The sequence below is a fragment of the Mucilaginibacter sp. genome (assembly GCF_028288225.1).
Lineage (GTDB): Bacteria > Bacteroidota > Bacteroidia > Sphingobacteriales > Sphingobacteriaceae > Mucilaginibacter.
The window spans coordinates 61,343-78,653 of record NZ_JAQBOC010000007.1 but is presented as its reverse complement, the minus strand read 5'-3'; the positions used below and the strand labels follow the sequence as shown (position 1 = coordinate 78,653).

21 protein-coding genes are annotated in these 17,311 nt (G+C 42.3%); 15 read left to right on the top strand and 6 right to left on the bottom strand.

The window, feature by feature from the left end; all coding sequences use genetic code 11:
- Positions 1 to 79: 79 nt before the first annotated feature.
- Positions 80 to 1,126 (bottom strand): PAS domain S-box protein, encoded by a 1,047-nt coding sequence (locus tag JWQ54_RS02160; protein ID WP_299579497.1) that lies wholly within the window; start codon positions 1,124 to 1,126, stop codon positions 80 to 82.
- A gap of 376 nt (positions 1,127 to 1,502) precedes the next feature.
- Here JWQ54_RS02160 and JWQ54_RS02155 point away from each other — a divergent pair, with 376 nt between their 5' ends.
- The 9 genes from JWQ54_RS02155 (at position 1,503) to recQ (ending at position 8,110) form a co-directional block, all read left to right on the top strand.
- The gene (locus tag JWQ54_RS02155) at positions 1,503 to 2,048 is read left to right on the top strand and encodes a 30S ribosomal protein S16 (RefSeq protein ID WP_299579494.1); all 546 of its coding nucleotides are present in this window, start codon (positions 1,503 to 1,505) and stop codon (positions 2,046 to 2,048) included.
- 363 nt (positions 2,049 to 2,411) lie between these two features.
- Complete coding sequence (gene rimM / locus JWQ54_RS02150) at positions 2,412 to 2,936, top strand: ribosome maturation factor RimM (RefSeq protein WP_299579491.1); 525 nt, start codon at positions 2,412 to 2,414, stop codon at positions 2,934 to 2,936.
- Positions 2,937 to 3,000: 64 nt separating this feature from the next.
- A complete protein-coding gene (locus JWQ54_RS02145; RefSeq protein WP_299579488.1) occupies positions 3,001 to 3,201 on the top strand; it encodes a hypothetical protein in 201 nt (66 codons plus the stop codon).
- A gap of 63 nt (positions 3,202 to 3,264) precedes the next feature.
- Entirely contained in the window at positions 3,265 to 3,714 is a 450-nt protein-coding gene (locus JWQ54_RS02140; RefSeq protein ID WP_299579485.1) for a hypothetical protein, read from the top strand.
- Positions 3,708 to 3,911, top strand: a complete 204-nt coding sequence (locus tag JWQ54_RS02135) for a helix-turn-helix transcriptional regulator (protein WP_367187074.1) — start codon at positions 3,708 to 3,710, stop codon at positions 3,909 to 3,911. Before JWQ54_RS02140 ends, JWQ54_RS02135 begins: the two co-directional genes overlap by 7 nt.
- Positions 3,912 to 3,966: 55 nt before the next feature.
- Positions 3,967 to 4,392, top strand: a complete 426-nt coding sequence (locus tag JWQ54_RS02130; RefSeq protein ID WP_299579478.1) for a VOC family protein — start codon at positions 3,967 to 3,969, stop codon at positions 4,390 to 4,392.
- Positions 4,382 to 4,783 (top strand): VOC family protein, encoded by a 402-nt coding sequence (locus tag JWQ54_RS02125; protein ID WP_299579475.1) that lies wholly within the window; start codon positions 4,382 to 4,384, stop codon positions 4,781 to 4,783. The genes JWQ54_RS02130 and JWQ54_RS02125 overlap by 11 nt, the downstream gene beginning before the upstream one ends.
- A gap of 157 nt (positions 4,784 to 4,940) precedes the next feature.
- Positions 4,941 to 5,618, top strand: a complete 678-nt coding sequence (gene trmD / locus JWQ54_RS02120) for a tRNA (guanosine(37)-N1)-methyltransferase TrmD (RefSeq protein WP_299579472.1) — start codon at positions 4,941 to 4,943, stop codon at positions 5,616 to 5,618.
- Between the two features lie 326 nt (positions 5,619 to 5,944).
- The gene (recQ, locus tag JWQ54_RS02115; RefSeq protein ID WP_299579469.1) at positions 5,945 to 8,110 is read left to right on the top strand and encodes a DNA helicase RecQ; all 2,166 of its coding nucleotides are present in this window, start codon (positions 5,945 to 5,947) and stop codon (positions 8,108 to 8,110) included.
- A gap of 50 nt (positions 8,111 to 8,160) precedes the next feature.
- Here recQ and JWQ54_RS02110 read toward each other — a convergent pair whose 3' ends face one another.
- The 3 genes from JWQ54_RS02110 to JWQ54_RS02100 all read right to left on the bottom strand — a co-directional run bounded on the left by JWQ54_RS02110 (position 8,161) and on the right by JWQ54_RS02100 (position 10,084).
- Positions 8,161 to 8,355 carry a hypothetical protein gene (locus tag JWQ54_RS02110; protein WP_299579466.1) on the bottom strand — a complete coding sequence of 65 codons (195 nt, stop codon included), beginning with the start codon at positions 8,353 to 8,355 and terminating at the stop codon, positions 8,161 to 8,163.
- Positions 8,356 to 8,681: 326 nt separating this feature from the next.
- Positions 8,682 to 8,900, bottom strand: a complete 219-nt coding sequence (locus JWQ54_RS02105; RefSeq protein ID WP_299579464.1) for a hypothetical protein — start codon at positions 8,898 to 8,900, stop codon at positions 8,682 to 8,684.
- A gap of 41 nt (positions 8,901 to 8,941) precedes the next feature.
- Entirely contained in the window at positions 8,942 to 10,084 is a 1,143-nt protein-coding gene (locus JWQ54_RS02100) for an FAD-binding oxidoreductase (protein ID WP_299579461.1), read from the bottom strand.
- Between the two features lie 124 nt (positions 10,085 to 10,208).
- On the opposite strand from JWQ54_RS02100, the gene JWQ54_RS02095 reads away from it, so the two are divergent.
- From JWQ54_RS02095 to JWQ54_RS02085, 3 genes are all read left to right on the top strand, one after another.
- Entirely contained in the window at positions 10,209 to 10,937 is a 729-nt protein-coding gene (locus tag JWQ54_RS02095) for a zinc metallopeptidase (RefSeq protein WP_299579458.1), read from the top strand.
- 198 nt (positions 10,938 to 11,135) lie between these two features.
- A complete protein-coding gene (locus JWQ54_RS02090; RefSeq protein ID WP_299579455.1) occupies positions 11,136 to 12,152 on the top strand; it encodes a YXWGXW repeat-containing protein in 1,017 nt (338 codons plus the stop codon).
- A gap of 440 nt (positions 12,153 to 12,592) precedes the next feature.
- Positions 12,593 to 13,657, top strand: a complete 1,065-nt coding sequence (locus JWQ54_RS02085; protein ID WP_299579452.1) for a hypothetical protein — start codon at positions 12,593 to 12,595, stop codon at positions 13,655 to 13,657.
- 69 nt (positions 13,658 to 13,726) lie between these two features.
- Here JWQ54_RS02085 and apaG read toward each other — a convergent pair whose 3' ends face one another.
- Together apaG and dusB are read right to left on the bottom strand one after the other, a co-directional pair.
- Entirely contained in the window at positions 13,727 to 14,113 is a 387-nt protein-coding gene (apaG, locus tag JWQ54_RS02080) for a Co2+/Mg2+ efflux protein ApaG (protein WP_299579450.1), read from the bottom strand.
- Between the two features lie 199 nt (positions 14,114 to 14,312).
- Entirely contained in the window at positions 14,313 to 15,320 is a 1,008-nt protein-coding gene (gene dusB, locus JWQ54_RS02075; protein WP_299579659.1) for a tRNA dihydrouridine synthase DusB, read from the bottom strand.
- A 38-nt stretch (positions 15,321 to 15,358) separates the two neighbouring features.
- Between dusB and JWQ54_RS02070 the strand changes: the two genes are divergently transcribed.
- From JWQ54_RS02070 to JWQ54_RS02060, 3 genes are read left to right on the top strand one after another with little or no spacing between them, the layout of a single operon-like run.
- Positions 15,359 to 16,294, top strand: a complete 936-nt coding sequence (locus JWQ54_RS02070; protein ID WP_299579447.1) for a type II CAAX endopeptidase family protein — start codon at positions 15,359 to 15,361, stop codon at positions 16,292 to 16,294.
- Positions 16,294 to 16,506 (top strand): DUF2007 domain-containing protein, encoded by a 213-nt coding sequence (locus tag JWQ54_RS02065; protein WP_299579444.1) that lies wholly within the window; start codon positions 16,294 to 16,296, stop codon positions 16,504 to 16,506. Before JWQ54_RS02070 ends, JWQ54_RS02065 begins: the two co-directional genes overlap by 1 nt.
- Positions 16,503 to 17,306 carry a phosphatidate cytidylyltransferase gene (locus JWQ54_RS02060; RefSeq protein ID WP_299579441.1) on the top strand — a complete coding sequence of 268 codons (804 nt, stop codon included), beginning with the start codon at positions 16,503 to 16,505 and terminating at the stop codon, positions 17,304 to 17,306. Before JWQ54_RS02065 ends, JWQ54_RS02060 begins: the two co-directional genes overlap by 4 nt.
- The last annotated feature ends 5 nt before the right edge of the window (positions 17,307 to 17,311 follow it).

Sequence of the window (17,311 nt, the reverse complement as noted above, 5' to 3'; positions counted from 1 at the left end):
CCCAAATAAACATACTAATTTGGGATTCTAATCACCCCAATAACATATTAATTGGTATTTAATATTTGTTTATGCCCAATCATGGCGCCTGGTATTTATCAGGCGAATTATCATGATTGATAAAGGTTTTATCAACTATTAAGCGGATCACCTCATCAATTTCATTGCCTACGGTTAACAGGTGTTCAATAATTTCTTTGTTATCCGGGTTAAAGAAATTCACCCTGTCCATTATGGCGATTAATCCCAGCATACTCGCCACCGGGCGGCGCAGCTCGTGCGATGTTAGTGAAGCAATATGGCGCAGGCGCTCGTTTTGATCAATAATAGCTTTTTCGCTTTTAAGCCGTTGGGTAATATTACGGGCAAAGCATCCTATGCCGGTAATTTCGCCTTTTTCGTTATAAATGGGATTAAAGCTTATTTCGAATGATAACAGATCTTGTGTATCAGGATCAACGCTTTCATTTATAATAGAATATATTTCGCCTTTAAGCGCCCGGCTGTAATAGTTGGTCCACGTATTAATTATCTCGTTATTGTAGCCGGTATGTTGGTATGAATAATCACCTGCTTTGGGTTCAACACCAGTTAATTGAGCAATTTTATTGCGGTAAGCCTGGTTCATGTAAACATAACGGATTTCTTTATCAACCGACCAGATCTGATCCTCAGTATTATTTATCAGCGCTTCAAGGCTGTTTTTGATCCAAACCAGTTCCTGCTCCCTAAGTTTAGCCTCTTCCTGGTATCGTATTTTTTCGCTTACATCGGCAGCAACTACAATGCGGCAGGCAAGATGGTTAAACGTTATATCGTGACTGTTAATTTCAGCGTAAATAAGGCTGCCATTTTTGCTTCTATGTTTCCAAATACCTGCATGAGCAATCCCTTTTAAGTCGCTGATGTTCTTTTGGCCAAGGTAATCATCAAGAACTTTAAATTCAGTGGATTCGCGTAAATCACGGATGGTAAGGGCTAAAAACTCCTCATCAGTGTAGCCATAGCTGGCAGTAGCCGCTTTATTTACCTTTAATATCCGTAAAGATGATATTTCATAAACCCACATTGGGTTAGGGTTATCATCAAAAAAGAACCCAAGTCCGTTAAGTGGCAGATCCTGCATATTTTAAATTAAGCGCCCTGGCGTAACAAAAGTTAACTATTATTTTAATAAAATGCGTTTGCTGCAAAGTTAGCTGTAAACTTAGCACTTATTATTTTGCGATAGTACTTATATCTGTTGATTTTTTAAAGAAAAGTTTGAATTTAGTGATTAGAGGTTAGAGATCAGAGGTTAGTTGGGGATAGAGATTAGAGGGAGTGACTAGAGATTAGTTAATCTGGGAGTTTGAATATTTATCTGACTGAACCTAATCTCTGATCTCTAACCTCTAATCAACTAAATGATGAAATCATTTTACATTAATAAATAAAATACCTACCTTTGCATCCCCGCAGAAAGGACTCCGGGGACAATGTTGAATACATAAAATAAAAAAATGGCAACTAAAATCAGATTGCAAAGACACGGTAAAAAAGGAAAACCTTTTTATTATATCGTAGTAGCAGACGCACGCGCTCCACGTGATGGACGTTTTATTGAGCGTTTAGGTTCATACAACCCAAACACTAACCCTGCAACAATTGACATCAATTTCGACAAAACCCTTGATTGGGTTAACAGTGGTGCACAACCGACAGATACCTGCCGTGCTATCCTGTCGTACAAAGGTGTTTTATACAAAAAACATTTACAGGGCGGTCTTAAAAAAGGTGCTTTAACCGAAGAGCAGGTTGAAGCAAAATTCCAGGAATGGCTTGACACCAAAGACGGAAAGATCACGGGTAAGAAAACTACCTTAGTATCTGCAAAAGACGAAGCACGTAAAGCTGCTTTGGCTGCTGAAGCTAAAAAGAAAGAAGCAAAAGCTGCTGCAATTGTTGCTAAAAACACACCTGCAGTTGAAGAAGTTGAAGCCCCTGCTGAAGAAGAAGTATCTGAAGCGCCGGAAGCATCAGCTGACGAAACACCTGCTGCTGAATAATTATTGTAACAGAACAAGAAGCATTGCTTCTTTTATTTAAATAATATAATGGCGAAGATCCTAACAGGTTCTTCGCCATTGTTATTTTGTAACCACCTTTACAATAGCGATGAGTTTAAACCTTGAATGTTCGAAACATTATCAATCAGGCAGGCCTTCGACCTGCGCTATTGTATGTCGCCCACTTCAAGGCTTTGAATATTGTGGTTTTCATGGCCCTGAAAGGGCCTAATATATCAGCGCAGGTCGAAGGCCTGCGTTAAATACGGGCGAACCGGGGACATAATCGATCATGAGGACATATTTCGAACACTCAAGGTTTTAAATCCATCGCTATTAATAAAAGAAATCAAATATCACACCATGACAACCGAAGATTGTTTCAGAATAGGCAGCACTATAAAAACCAAAGGTCTAAAAGGCGAACTGCATATTTATACCGATTTTGAAGGCCTGGAAGATGTTAAGTTCAATACCCTGTTTATTGAAACTGCCGGCAAACTGGTGCCCTATTTTGTGAGCTCGATAAAATATCTGCAAAAAAATGCCGCATACCTGGTTCTGGAGGATGTGGATACCATTGAAAAAGCCTCATTGCTTGCAAAAAAGGACTTGTACCTGCCTAATAAACTAAAGCCAAAAAAGAAGAAGCAGGAGTTTACCCTGATGGATTTGAAAGGGTTTACCGCAGTTGATGACAATGAAGGGGAATTAGGCATAATAACCGATATACACGAGTACCCGCAGCAATTAATAGCCACCCTTACCTATAAAAATTGCGAAGTGCTTTTCCCGCTGAATGAAGAGGTAATTAAAGGCATTGATGTGGTAAAGGAAATTGTAAGGGTTGACCTGCCGGATGGGTTATTGGATATTTATTTGGATTGAGTGCAAGCATAGTATCATAAACGGGTTATACTTCATAACTACACATAAATAGTAAATTAGAAAAATGGAAAATTTCGATCAGGAAATTAAGCAAATACAGTTAAACAACCCAAGTGAAATAAATGGAGACTTAAAGAACTATTTCTCTGTTATTACCCGGGCCGACGGAAGATACAAGGTTATTTGGGGGAAACCCATTTCAACGCACATCCGGCATAAAGTTGAGGCATTGGTTAAAAAGCATTTTGTTCCTGCTCTAAAATAGCTCCTTTTTATTTGACAATTTGTAAAGTTTATTTTACATTTGGTAAATTAAACTTTACAAACAATGAAAACGCGCTTTCTATTTCCGCATTGGAGCAGGTATATAGGCTGGGGCCTGATCTTTATTCATATCCCCATAATGGCCATCATGAAGATACATGCCGGTAATAATTTCAAAGGGTACAATCAGGGCTTAGATGCATCCGGGTTGTTTACGCCCGATCATGTTTTTTTTATTGGAACCGCCTTGCTCATGGCAGCCGGCTTATTCCTGGTAGCATTCTCGAAGGAAAAAATTGAAGACGAGCAAATTTCGCAATTGCGCTTAGATTCTTTGCAATGGGCGATATATCTCAACTATTTTGTATTATTTACCACACTGGTTTTTACTAACGACAAAGGCCATATCCTATATTTAAATTTATGGATCCCGCTTGTGTTTTTTATCATCCGTTTCAGATGGATGATCTTCAGGCTTAACCGTTCGGTAAAGGAGGACATTCAGCCATCATGAAAAATAATATCCGCGTTGAACGCGCTATAAAAAATATAACCCAGGCCGATCTTGCCGAAGCCGTGGGTGTATCGAGGCAAACTATCAATACAATCGAAAGTAATAAATACGTACCTTCAACTGTATTAGCATTAAAAATTTCAAAAGTGTTTAACAAACCGCTCGAAGAAGTGTTTATGCTGGAAGAAGAAGATTAGAGTCAGGAATCAGGACAGCAAGAATCAAAAAAAAAGAAATTAATTATACATTCAAATGGAAACCAAAACAACCTTTGCACCGCAGCTAGTTATTCCCAGTGGTGTAGCTGATATAAGCTTTTACAAAAAAGCATTTAATGCAGTTGAATTGTGGCGCCTTAACAATGATGATGGGTCTGTACATGTGGCAGGATTTACAATTGACGATGCGTTGTTTCACCTTCATGAACAAACGCCGCATTCCAAAGCGTTTAGTCCTGACATGCATAACGGCACAACTGTAACTGTTGGATTAATGGTTGATGACGTGCATGCCGTAATAGCACAAGCTGCGCAGGCAGGCGCCCGGATCACTTCGCCGGTGCAGGACTATGACTATGGCTACCGGCAGGGCGAAATAGTGGATCCCTTTGGGCACCATTGGCTTATTGAAAAAATAACTAACCCGGATGTATTAATGAAAGGAGACTATGGAAAATAAACCAGGAGATGATTTTGAAACAGCTATAAGGCCAACCCTTTCAGTAAGTAATGGCATTGCGGCAGTTGAGTTTTATAAAAAGGCTTTTAACGCAGCCGAACTGATGCGGGTTGAGGCTCCGGATGGGGCAATTGTGGCCGAGCTCTCAATTAATGGCGCACGCTTTTTTGTTGCTGATGGACCGGAAGCAGAATATTCTGCGCTAGAAAAAGCGGGCTCAATTCCCATCAGGATGGGCTTGATAGTAGCCAATCCCGATGCTTTTGCGGCAAGCGCAATAGCTGCCGGTGCTACGGAAGTTTATCCCGTCGCCGACCAGGATTACGGCTATCGCCTGGGCCACATTATTGACCCCTACGGGCATCATTGGGAAATTTGCAGGCCGCTGTAAAAGATGCAAGAAGTCAAGAGTCAAGAAGTCAAGAGTCGAGAGTCAAGATAAGGAGCCGTTTAGCACTGCATTTTTAATTTCTAATCCCCTCTTGAATCTGACTTCCTGATTCTTGACTCCATTTCCTCCCTTAACTCTATTCCCCTATCTTTGCCCCATGCGTTTTGATATCATTTCCGTTTTGCCAAACCTGCTCGAGAGTCCTTTTGCACATTCTATATTGCAGCGTGCGCAAAAAAAGGGGATCGCAGAAATTGTTGTGCATAACCTGCGCGATTACTCAACAGGGAAGCAAAAAAGTGTTGATGATTATCCCTATGGCGGCGGCAGCGGCATGGTGATGACCATACAGCCATTTGCGGCCTGCATTGAAAAACTGAAGGCCGAGCGCGATTATGATGAAGTGATCTTTATGTCGCCAGACGGAGAGACACTGAACCAGCAGATAGCCAACCAGCTTTCTATAAAAAAGAACATTATTATTTTATGCGGCCACTACAAAGGGATTGACCAGCGCATCCGCGATATTTTTGTTACCCGCGAAATTTCTATTGGCGATTATGTTTTATCAGGCGGCGAGCTGCCTGCTGCAGTTTTGGTTGATGCTGTGGTAAGATTGATCCCCGGTGTATTATCTGATGAAACCTCTGCACTGTCTGATTCTTTCCAGGATGGCCTGCTTGACGCCCCGGTTTATACCCGCCCGGCCGACTGGAACGGCCATAAAGTACCTGATATCCTGTTAAGCGGGAATACCCCCGAAGTTGAAAAATGGCGCTTTGACCAGGCCGTAGAGCGCACAAGGCTGAGAAGGCCGGATTTGCTGGATGAATAATTGATATAGCATCGCAAACCTGCTGGTTTTTGGCTAAAGCCCTTAACTCTTATTTTGTCCTTATCCCCCCATAAAATGGGACGGCAATGAAGTTGTCTGCTATTTTTTTCATTCATTGCCGTTGTGCTTCAGCCAAGGGATAATGGGTCATCAAAAATAGGGCTTTAGCCAAATTCTGCAAGATTTCTGTAATCAAAGCAGATGCTTAATGATTGAGTTATAGCTATTGGCGACAATTTGAATTCCCCCCTGCTTTTTGGTTTACCAAAAAAATTAGCATATTTGCATATGAGCACATCTGCACATCAATAAATCTAAACAACACAATGACACCCATACAGGCCCTGCAAAAATATTTCGGATACAGCGCTTTCAGACACCAGCAGGGCGCCATTATTCAGCATATTTTAGATAAAAAGGATGTGCTTACGCTAATGCCTACAGGCGGTGGTAAATCCTTATGTTACCAGCTGCCCGCAGTACTGCTGGACGGTTTAACCATAGTTATCTCGCCGCTTATTGCGTTGATGAAGGACCAGGTTGATGCCCTGAATGTTAACGGCATCCCGGCGGCTTTTATTAATTCAAGCCAATCTACACAGGAGCAAATAGAAATAAGCACCCGCCTGAAAAACAACCAGATAAAGCTGCTATACCTTGCACCAGAACGTTTGTTTGGGAAAGAAAGTAAGCTGATGGCCTTTTTAAAGTCGCTGCCTGTTGCGCTTATTGCTATTGACGAAGCACACTGTATTTCGCACTGGGGGCATGATTTCAGGCCGGAATACCTGGCGCTGGCCGGGTTAAAGGTGGAGTTTCCCAATATTCCGGTTATTGCTCTTACCGCCACCGCCGATAAGCTGACCAAAAAAGACATCCTTGAAAAACTGAACCTTAAAGATCCGGAAGTATTTATTTCATCATTTAACCGGGAGAATATAACATACCGCGTTGTCCCCAAAAAGAACAGCTTTAACCAGTTGCTTGCTTTTTTAGATGAACGGAAAGAGGAATCGGGCATAATTTACTGCCTGTCGCGTAAATCAACCGAGAGCCTGGCAGCCGACTTGAAAGAGGAGGGTTTTTTGGCTGAGGCTTATCATGCCGGTTTAGATAACGCTGTTAAGGCCCGTACCCAGGAAGCTTTTTTGCGCGATGAGGTGCGGATAATAGTAGCCACTATAGCCTTTGGCATGGGCATCAATAAATCGAACGTGCGCTATGTAGTCCACATGGATCTGCCTAAAAACATTGAAGGCTATTACCAGGAAACCGGCCGTGCCGGCAGGGACGGGCTACCATCGGATGCTATGCTGCTATTCTCGCCTGGCGATGCCATAAAGCTGAAACAGTTTGCTATGGTTGAGGATAACCCGGAACAAAGCCGCATAATGCTGAAAAAGCTGGATGACATGGTTAACTACTGCCAGCTGCACGCTTGCCGCCGGCAATTTTTGTTAAAATATTTTGATGAAGATTTTCCGCCAGGTTGCGGCTCTTGCGATTTTTGCTTAACCGAGTTCCCCAGGTTTGATGCTACATTGATTGCTCAAAAAGCGCTATCGGCAGTGGCCCGGCTTAAAGAACGTTTTGGCGGTGCTTATGTGGTAGATTTTTTACGCGGCTCAAAAAGTGAAAAGATCCGTGAGGAACATAAGCAGCTTAAAACTTATGGCATAGGGGCAGATATCAGCAAACCCGAATGGCAGCGATACCTGCGCGAGTTAACCGCAATGGGTTATTTGCAGGTAACCGATGATATGTACCCTGTTTTAAAGCTTACACAAAAAAGCGAAGCCGTATTAAAAGGACTTGAAAAAGTTGAGCTGGTAGCCTCCCAAATTATTGAAGAACATCAGCCTGCTACGGAGGCATTGCCTTTTGAAGCTGCGCTGTTGGCCGAGCTAAGGAATATAAGGCGGGATATTGCACAACATGAAAATGTGCCGCCCTATGTTATTCTTTCGGATGCCGGTTTGCAGGAAATGGCAACCTATTTGCCTCAAAGCCTGGATGAGCTAAGGCTGATCTCTGGCTTTGGTGATATAAAATTGGCCCGTTATGGCCGCGAGTTTTTGCTGCCGGTTAAAAATTACAGCGCTAAAAATGGCTTATCATCTAAAATAAAACACAAAGTACCCAAACGTGAGCGGAAAGCGAAAACTGAAAGGGCAGCAGGCAACATCAGATCATCAGATACTGCAAAGGAAAGCTTTACATTGTACCGGTCGGGCAAACCAATTAGCGAAATTGCCGCCCAGCGCAAACTGGCCCCTACCACTATTGAAGGCCATTTAAGCTTTTACATATATAAAGGCGAAATGGAGGTAACCGAATTGGTAATACAGGAAAAAATACCCACTATTAAAGATGCCGTCGAAAACTATGGGGCCGAAAAGCTGGCTCCATTAAAAGAAATTTTGGGCGATAATTATAGCTACGGTGAAATCAAGGCCGTGGTAGCCTGGATGCGGAAGAATGGGGATATTTAATATTTTCATATCGATGGCTTTTATGCATCGGCATGAAAGTTATTTTGAAATTAAAGCGCTGCCTTTATTTCGTTCATTACGGCTTCGTGCGAGCTTACGCGACCACTTTTTATGTCTTCCAGGTTTTCCTGGATAGCTTCCTTCAAATCAAGATCGCATTGTAATTCAAATAATGCGTTTTGAAGTTGGGTCCTTTCCGTTTTATTTAAATTTGGAAGATGGGCTATTATATCGTGGATATTCATTTTTTCTGACTTATTTACTTAGCCGAACATACGATTTTATTTTTAAAAAAAAGATAATGGGTTATGTTTTGAAAATGTATATCGGTACCTTACAATTTTATTTTTTTAGGACCTCTTCTTGCGGCCCAAAATGTAAGCATCTGAATTGTCTTTTCTTCGATTGATATTTTATATACTAATATTACCGTTGCATGTAAAACTTGCCTTATTTGTGGGTCGTTTTTATACTGTTGAACAGATAAGGATTATCCGATATTGTTTTTATGACTGATTCTGTTCGAGAAATAAAATGATGTATTTCTCTCTTAGTCCACTTAATACTTAAATTAGTTATACTTGGTTTTTATTTCACTCATTACTGATTCATGGGTACTGACTCTCCCATTTTTTACATCATTAAGCCCTTCATCAATTGCGACCTGGAGCTCCAAATTATTTTTAAGCTCAAATAATGCAGCCTGGAGTTTTTCTATTTCTGAATTATCAAAATCAGAGAGGGATGCAATGATATCTTCAACACTTAGTTTTACCTGTAACGTTACCATAATCCTGATTTACGAATGTTTATTCTTTTCATCAATCTAAATTAAAAACCCAACACCAGCTCAGCCACTTCCTCTCCTACCAAACTCCCCATTGCAACCCCCATCCCGTTACATCTTACTGCACAGAAAACATTGGGTTCAACCTGTTTAACTATGGGGCTTAGCGCTTCGCCAAAACCCATTATACCGCTCCACCAGTAGTCGACCTCAAAATTTTGGCCCGGGAGGATCACTTCTTTTAAATAGGTAACCAGTTTGTTTTTCACCGTTTCCGTATGGCCGAAATCCCATGTTTCTTCAGCAGCATAATCAAGGTTCCGGCCGCCTCCAAACAGCACCCTGCCATCAATGTTCCTGAAATAATAATAGCCCTCGTTAAAATGATAGGTGCCTTTTAGTTTTAAACCGGCAATGGGTTTTGTTACCAGCACTTGTCCGCGGCCGGGAATAACCCTAAGTTCAGGGAATAGTTGGTTTGCAAAAGCGTTAGTGGCCAGTATTACTTTGCCGGTTTTAAAATTTCCCTGCGATGTTGTAAGGGATACGTGAGCGCCTTCGTTTTCAATTTTTTTGATCTCGCAGTCATTCAAAACCATTACCCCCAGGTTGGATACTTTATTTAATAAAGTGCGCATCATTTTACCGGTATGCAGCTGCCCCTCATAGGGGTTATAGATCATCTGGCTAACCCTGGTAAATCCAAAATCTGCTATTTTAGCATTAGCAACTGAATAAATGTCAGATTTGCCTATGGCTTGCTTTAGCAAATTGTTAAAATAAGTTAATTTTTCAATGCTTTCCTCAGCCTTGCCAGGTTCATCATCCATAAATAACTCGTACCCGCCGTTTTGCTGGTAATCTATATTTTCATCACCCAGGTTTTGCCGAAGGCGCTGCAGGCCCCGCCATTTATAATCAACCATTCGCAGAACTTCCGCTTCTGATGATTTTTTAAGGTAGTCCATTTGCTCGGAAACAGTGCCAAAGCAAGCAAAACCCGCATTTTTTGTGCTTGCTCCCGTTGGTAAAAAGCCGCGTTCAAGTACAAGCACCTTTAAAGCCGGTGCCTGTTTTTTTAAATGCAACGCAGCGCTTAAACCAACAATGCCGCTGCCAATGATAATTATATCGGCATTGTCAATAAATGCAGTTCGCTCCCAATATGAAAATGTATTTGCTCCCAATGCGTTATTATATTTTACGGAATACTTTTTGTTTTATATCTCTGGTCAAGAGTCATTAGTCAAAAATATAGAAAATTTACCGCTTTGGCTTAAGACCTTAATTACACATTTAAGACTAATAAATATGAATCATATACTATTTATCACCGGATTTATAAGCTATAGTTCAGCCTGGTTTTTGATGATCGTAATAGCAATAATAAGCTTTATTGTTCAATGGCGGTTCAAAAGCAAATTTAAACAGTACGCAGAGATCCCGCTACTATCGGGCCTGTCGGGCCAGGAAGTAGCCGAAAGGATGCTGCACGATAATGGCATTTATGATGTGCAGGTAATATCTGTTGAAGGGCAGCTTACCGACCATTATAATCCTGAAACCAAAACCGTAAATTTAAGTCCGGATGTATTTTACAGCCGGAGTGTGGCTTCAGCGGCCGTGGCCGCTCATGAGTGCGGCCATGCGGTTCAGCATGCCAGGGCTTACAGCTGGCTGAGTTTCCGTACGGCAATGGTTCCGGTTATTAACATAGCATCAACCTTAACCCAGTGGACCTTATTTATAGGTGTTATGCTGTTGTTTTTTATCCATAACCCCTATGTGCTGGCTGTTGGCGTTGTTGCGCTGGCACTGGTTACTACTTTTAGTTTTATAACACTGCCGGTTGAGTTTGATGCCAGCAACAGGGCATTGGCCTGGCTAAATAACAACTACACCGTAATGCAAACCCGCGAAGAACACGAACAGGCAAAAGATGCCTTATGGTGGGCTGCTATGACGTATGTGGTAGCCGCATTAAGTGCATTGGCTACATTGCTTTATTATGCTTCGTTTTTATTTAACAGGCGAAACTAATTCAATATAAAAAGCAATTATTTATAGCTAAAAAAGGATGTGATGTGCCCACATCCTTTTTTTTGCAGGTAAAGTAATTACGCTTTTTTATGGAGATTAGAACCACATTAAAATTACCTGCTAAACTCTAATCGAAATCTAATGTGCTGGTAGTTAACTTATAGCGAATTTTGAGGTCTTATATCTAAATAAAAAACCATGAAAAAGACACTCAAATACTTTGCGGTCGCAATAGCGATCCTGGTAAGTTCACCCAAATTATTTGCGCAGATCAGTATTGGTGTATCTGTACATATTAATCCACCGGCATTGCCGGTTTATTCACAGCCGGCATGCCCTGCAGACGGCTATTTATGGGTGCCGGGTTATTGGGCCTGGTCTGATACCAACAATGATTATTATTGGGTACCCGGTGTATGGGTAAGCCCTCCGCAACCCGGCTATTTATGGACGCCCGGCTATTGGGGATATGACGGTAATGTATACGTCTTCCATCAGGGTTACTGGGGCCGGCATATCGGATTTTATGGCGGGGTAAATTATGGTTATGGCTATGGCGGCAGCGGTTTCCACGGCGGCAGATGGGAAGGCAGCACATTCAGGTATAATACCGCTGTAGTAAATGTAAACAATACCGTGGTTCATAATACTTATATAGACCGTACAGTTATAGTTAATAATACTACAGTAAACAATCATAACAGCTTTAACGGACCGGGCGGAGTAACAGCCAAACCGCGGCCGGAAGAAGTTAAAGCAATGAATGAGCCGCATGTGCAGGCTACCAGCGAACAGCAATCACATGAAAAGGTAGCAAGGAGCAACCCCAGCCAGTTTGCTAAAGCAAACAATGGAAAACCTGCAACTACAGCAATGAACAAGGTTAACGGGCATAAATTTAATAGCGCAGGGCATAATGCCAAAGCATCACCGGCTATTGATGCAAATAATAAAACTGCAGATAAATCAACTACTAAAAAACCAACTGATGATAATGCTAATATCAATGCAGATAATAGCAAAACTACTAAACAGGAAAGACCTGATAAAAAACATTCAGAACAGCCGGGTGAAGATCTTAATGCTGCCAAACCCGCGGATCATGCAAAAACAAATAAACAGTCAGCACATAACGGAACGCCTGCTGCACATAAACCATCCGGGCACCATAAAGCAAAGCCAGGCGAAAAGCCCGAAGAAAAGCATCGGGGATAAATTTAATTTAGTAATAAGAGGCTGTATCAAAAGACTCAAAGCTAAAAAACATTCAAAATAATATTTGGTCTCTGTGATCTCCGTGCCTCCTTTGTGATCTCTGCGGTAAAAAATCATTAACCACAAAATACGCAAAGGAGACACAGAGAGGCACGGAGTTTTTTATTACCCAAAATTTAATTTTGTTCAGTATCTTATAACTTTACTTTTGATATGGCCTGTTGTTGTTAATGCCAGCCTGGCAGACCAGTATTAGTTCTGTTATAGGAATAATACTGTTTTCCTAAGTGACAGAGTTACCCAAACAACTTCCTGAATAGTTTATCATCCGGGTTACAACACCAATTTCATCAAACATTATTAGCTGCTAATTGTCATATAACATGCAATGCTGTAATTAATTGATATTGCGTTAAACAATAAGTTAATGATTTACCCCTATGAAAAAGATAGTTAAAGTGTTCATTTTATTGTGTGCGATAGGTTTTGCCATACCCAAAACATACGGACAGGTTAGTTTAAGTATAACGGTAGGGACACCACCTCCGCCGTTACGGGTTTATGAACAGCCCGAATGCCCGGTTGACGGCTATATATGGCAGCCCGGTTATTGGGCTTATGATAGTAACGAGGGTGGCTACTACTGGGTGCCCGGTGTTTGGGTGGCCCCGCCAAATCCGGGAGTTTACTGGACGCCTGCTTACTGGGGTTATGATGGTGGTGTTTATGGATTCCATTCCGGCTATTGGGGGCCTCATGTAGGCTTTTATGGCGGTATTAATTATGGCTATGGCTATAGCGGCTATGGGTATGGCGGCGGCAGGTGGGATGGAAACCGTTTCCGGTATAACACCGCAGTAGTACGCGTAAACAGAACAGTAGTTCATAATACCTATATTGACCGTACAGTGGTACGAACCAATAACACCAATCGGGCAAGCTTTAACGGCAGGGGCGGTGTAACCGCAAGGCCAAGGCCACAGGAAAGGGCAGCCATGAAAGAGCGCCACATTCAGCCAACATCAACCCAAATTTCGCACCAGGAAGCAGCACATAAAAGCAGGATCTCGTTTGTAAAAGCCGACCGTGCCCGGCCCGCAGCAACCCCGGCCGCATCCAACCGGGCTAATTCAAAGCCTAATGCTGCGAGGCCAAATAGCAGAACATCGGTTGTGAAGCCCAATGCGGCCCGTCCGGATCGTAATCAACGCCCGGAACAAAGGCGCGCTGCACAACCGCAACATGCGCCCCGGCAACATGCTGCTCAGCCGCGTGTACAACCGCAACGTGCGCCCCAGCAACGTGCTGTGCAACAGCAAAGAGCAGCGCCACAACAACATGCACCACAACCGCAGAGAGCGCCGCAACAACGTGCTGTGCAACCGCAAAGGGCTCCACAACAACATGCACCGCAACCACAGAGAGCACCGCAACAACGTGCACCACAACCGCAGAGAGCAGCGCAACAGCCGCATAATGTGCCGCGGCCAGAGCGTCACCGGTAAAATATTTATCAAACAAAAACCCCGACTGTGCATAGCCGGGGTTTTTGTTTTACTTATATTGAGTGAAAATTAATTCATTCTGTATGGCGCTATCAGGTAAAATTCAGGAATAAGCACATTAAAAAGCATGTTATCCATCGTACGCGACATCTGGTATTCGCCTTTCATGCTGCCCATATCGGTTTTTAAATTACAGCCCGAAACGTATTCATGTGCCTGGCCCGGCTCTATAACAGGTTGCTGCCCAACCACACCTTCGCCTTCAACTTCACGTTTTGCGCCGTTTGAATCAAAAATATACCAATGCCGGCCCAAAAGTCTTACCGCGTAAGTACCCATATTCTCTATCCTAACCTTGTAAGCAAACATAAAATGGTCATTCGCAGGGTTAGAATATTCAGGCTGATAAATTGTCTCTACCGAAACCTTAACGCCGTCTGTAATAGTAGTAACCATATAACAAGTCCTCTTTAAATTCAAATATATATTATCCAGTCAAATATCAAGCCATATTTAAAAAAAATTATAATATACCTGCAATGTTTTATAGCCAACAATGCGGGCCTTGTTTTTCGTTATATGACTCTATGCAACAAGGGCGTATGCAATACGCCCCCTACGCTTTTCTCCGTTTGTACGGCGTATAGCATACTCCTTATTCCAGGCTCATAATTTCATCTGCGTACCGCGGATTCACGCTCACTTCATTCAAAATTTCCATTACTTCATCTAATGTACCTGCAGTAACCAGGCGCATGCGATATTCCTTAAAATTCTCAATGCCTTTAAAATAATTACTGTAATGCCTGCGCATTTCAAAGATTCCTGTTTTAGGACCTTTCCATTCCATGGACTTTTGCAGGTGAATTGTACAGGCATCGATACGTTCTGCAATTGTGGGCTTATCCAGGTATTCACCAGTTTTAAAGTAATGTTTTATTTCCCTGAAGATCCACGGATAACCAATCGCCGCCCTGCCTATCATCATCCCATCAACACCAAATTCCATACGCCATTCAGCCGCCTTTTGGGGCGAATCAATATCACCATTCCCAAAAATGGGGATTTCAATCCTCGGATTCTTTTTTATTTCGCGGATCAGCGCCCAGTCGGCAACGCCTTTGTACATCTGCGAGCGGGTGCGCCCGTGGATGGTGAGCGCTTTTATACCTACATCCTGCAGGCGCTCGGCAACTTCATATACGTTTTTGGTGTTATCGTCCCAGCCGAGCCTGGTTTTTACAGTAACCGGCAAGTGCGTGGCCTCAACTACCGCTTTGGTCATAGCCACCATTTTGTCAATATCCTGCAACAAGCTTGCACCTGCGCCGCGGCATGCTACCTGTTTTACGGGGCAGCCATAGTTAATATCCATCAGGTCGGGCCCGGCAAGTGTGGCTATTTCTGTAGCCTCGCGCATGTGGTCAATATCACTGCCGAAGATCTGGATGCCTATCGGGCGCTCATATTCAAAAATATCCAGCTTTTGACGGCTTTTGGCCGCATCACGGATCAGCCCTTCGGATGAAATAAACTCCGTGTACATCATATCAGCTCCATTTTGCTTACACACGTAACGGAAAGGAGGATCGCTCACATCTTCCATCGGCGCCAGCAAAAGCGGGAATTCACCTAAATCAATATTTCCTATTTGTACAGACATCCAGTATATTCGCTGCAAAAATACGTATTTTAAGCCGGATGATAATAATTCCATATAAATGGTTAACTAACAATGACAATCAGCTGTATCCAGCAGCACAGTTCCTGGTTTTTATTTTTATTTTTTTACTTGTTTTATTTATTGGGAATGTAATTGGGATTGGAATTGTAGCGGCGCTGTACGGTTTAAATACAATAATGGCATTGGGCACCGTAACAGTTACAGCCCCTCACTTTGTTACAGCCCTCTGGATAGTACAAATAACGGGCACTACTATCCCGATTTTTCTCGCGCCATTACTGTTTGCCAAATTTTTCACCAATGATCCGGATGATTATGTAAAACCTGGTTTCCGTTTTCCGTGGGTATTACTGGTGGTCATCTTCGCACTTATGTTCTTATCCAACCCGCTTATTGAGCTTTTGTCAAACATTAACCAAAAAATGGTTTTGCCACCGTGGTTAAAGTGGATGCGTGAAAGCGAAGACAGTGCACAAAAAGTGATGGATGCCATACTGAAAATGAACAGTATGTGGGATGTAATAATTGCTGTGCTGATGGTTGGTTTATTAACTGCAATTGTTGAGGAATTTATGTTCCGCGGGGTTATACAAACTATATTTGTACGCTGGACAAAAAACACCCATGTCGCAGTTTGGATCACAGCTATTTTGTTCAGCGCTTTCCACATGGAGTTTTTTGGCTTTTTGCCACGTTTATTGCTTGGCGTTTTCTTTGGCTATTTTGTGGCATGGAGCGGCAGCATCTGGACGGGGGTTTGGGCGCATTTTTTAAACAATAGCACCGTAGTTATTATAACCTATCTTTTCCAGAAAAAAATCATTAGCGGCGATCCTAACGATCAGCACATGTTTAACAATGCGGGTTATGCCATAAGCTTTATAATTGTGGGGGCTTTACTTTTTGTTTATAAACGGATAACTACCGTAAAAGATCAAATCCCGGTTGAGTAATGGAGAAGAACTGGGTAAAGATATATGCATCTTCTAATTTTTATCAATCAGAAATGGTAAAGCAAGCACTTGCAGGCAATCATATAGAAACCGTATTGCTAAACAAGCAGGACTCATCACACAAGTCATTTGGCGACATTGAAGTATATGTGCACCAAAGCGATTTTAGCGATGCAATTGAAATTTTAATTCTGAATCAAATTAACACATGAAAACACGCGCCATAACCGGTTTCTTTTTTGTTATTGTTATGTTGGCCTCCGTACTGTTGGGCCAATATGTTTTCAGCGCATTTTACCTGCTGGTAAGTATTTTATGCCTGCATGAGTTTTATAAGCTGATGGCCAAAAGTGGTGTAAGGCCCAATATGCAGGCGGGTATGCTCAATGGCGTGCTTGTTTTTGTGTTTATTGCGCTGCAGTTTTACACAACCGAAGCCCGTTTCCTGTTGGTTTTGCTCACTTTTAGCATGGCCCTTATTTTCATCCAGGAACTTTATAAGCCTTCGCCGGCGCCATTTACCAATATTGCTTTTACTTTTTTGGGGATAATATTTGCCGTTGTTCCATTTAGCTTTTTCCATGCCCTGGCATTTGTAAACGGCCATTATAACTTTCATTTTCCGCTTGCCTTTTTATTGATGCTGTGGACCAATGATACCGGGGCTTATCTTTCGGGCAGGTTTTTAGGGCGGCATAAGCTTTTTGAACGGCATTCGCCCAAAAAAACATGGGAAGGTTTTATTGGCGGTGTATTGCTTACTATTGGCACAGCAACTATTCTTTCGCATTACTTTAATGATGTATACTGGAAGCAATGGGCATCAATGGCTATATACATAAGCCTGGTTGGCACCTTTGGCGATTTGGTTGAATCAATGTTTAAGCGCAGTATCAACATTAAAGACTCCGGCGGCATATTGCCCGGCCATGGCGGGCTTTTAGACCGCTTTGATGGTCTATTACTTTCAGCTCCTCTTGTATTTACCTTTTTATATCTGTTTTTTACCTAATTTTG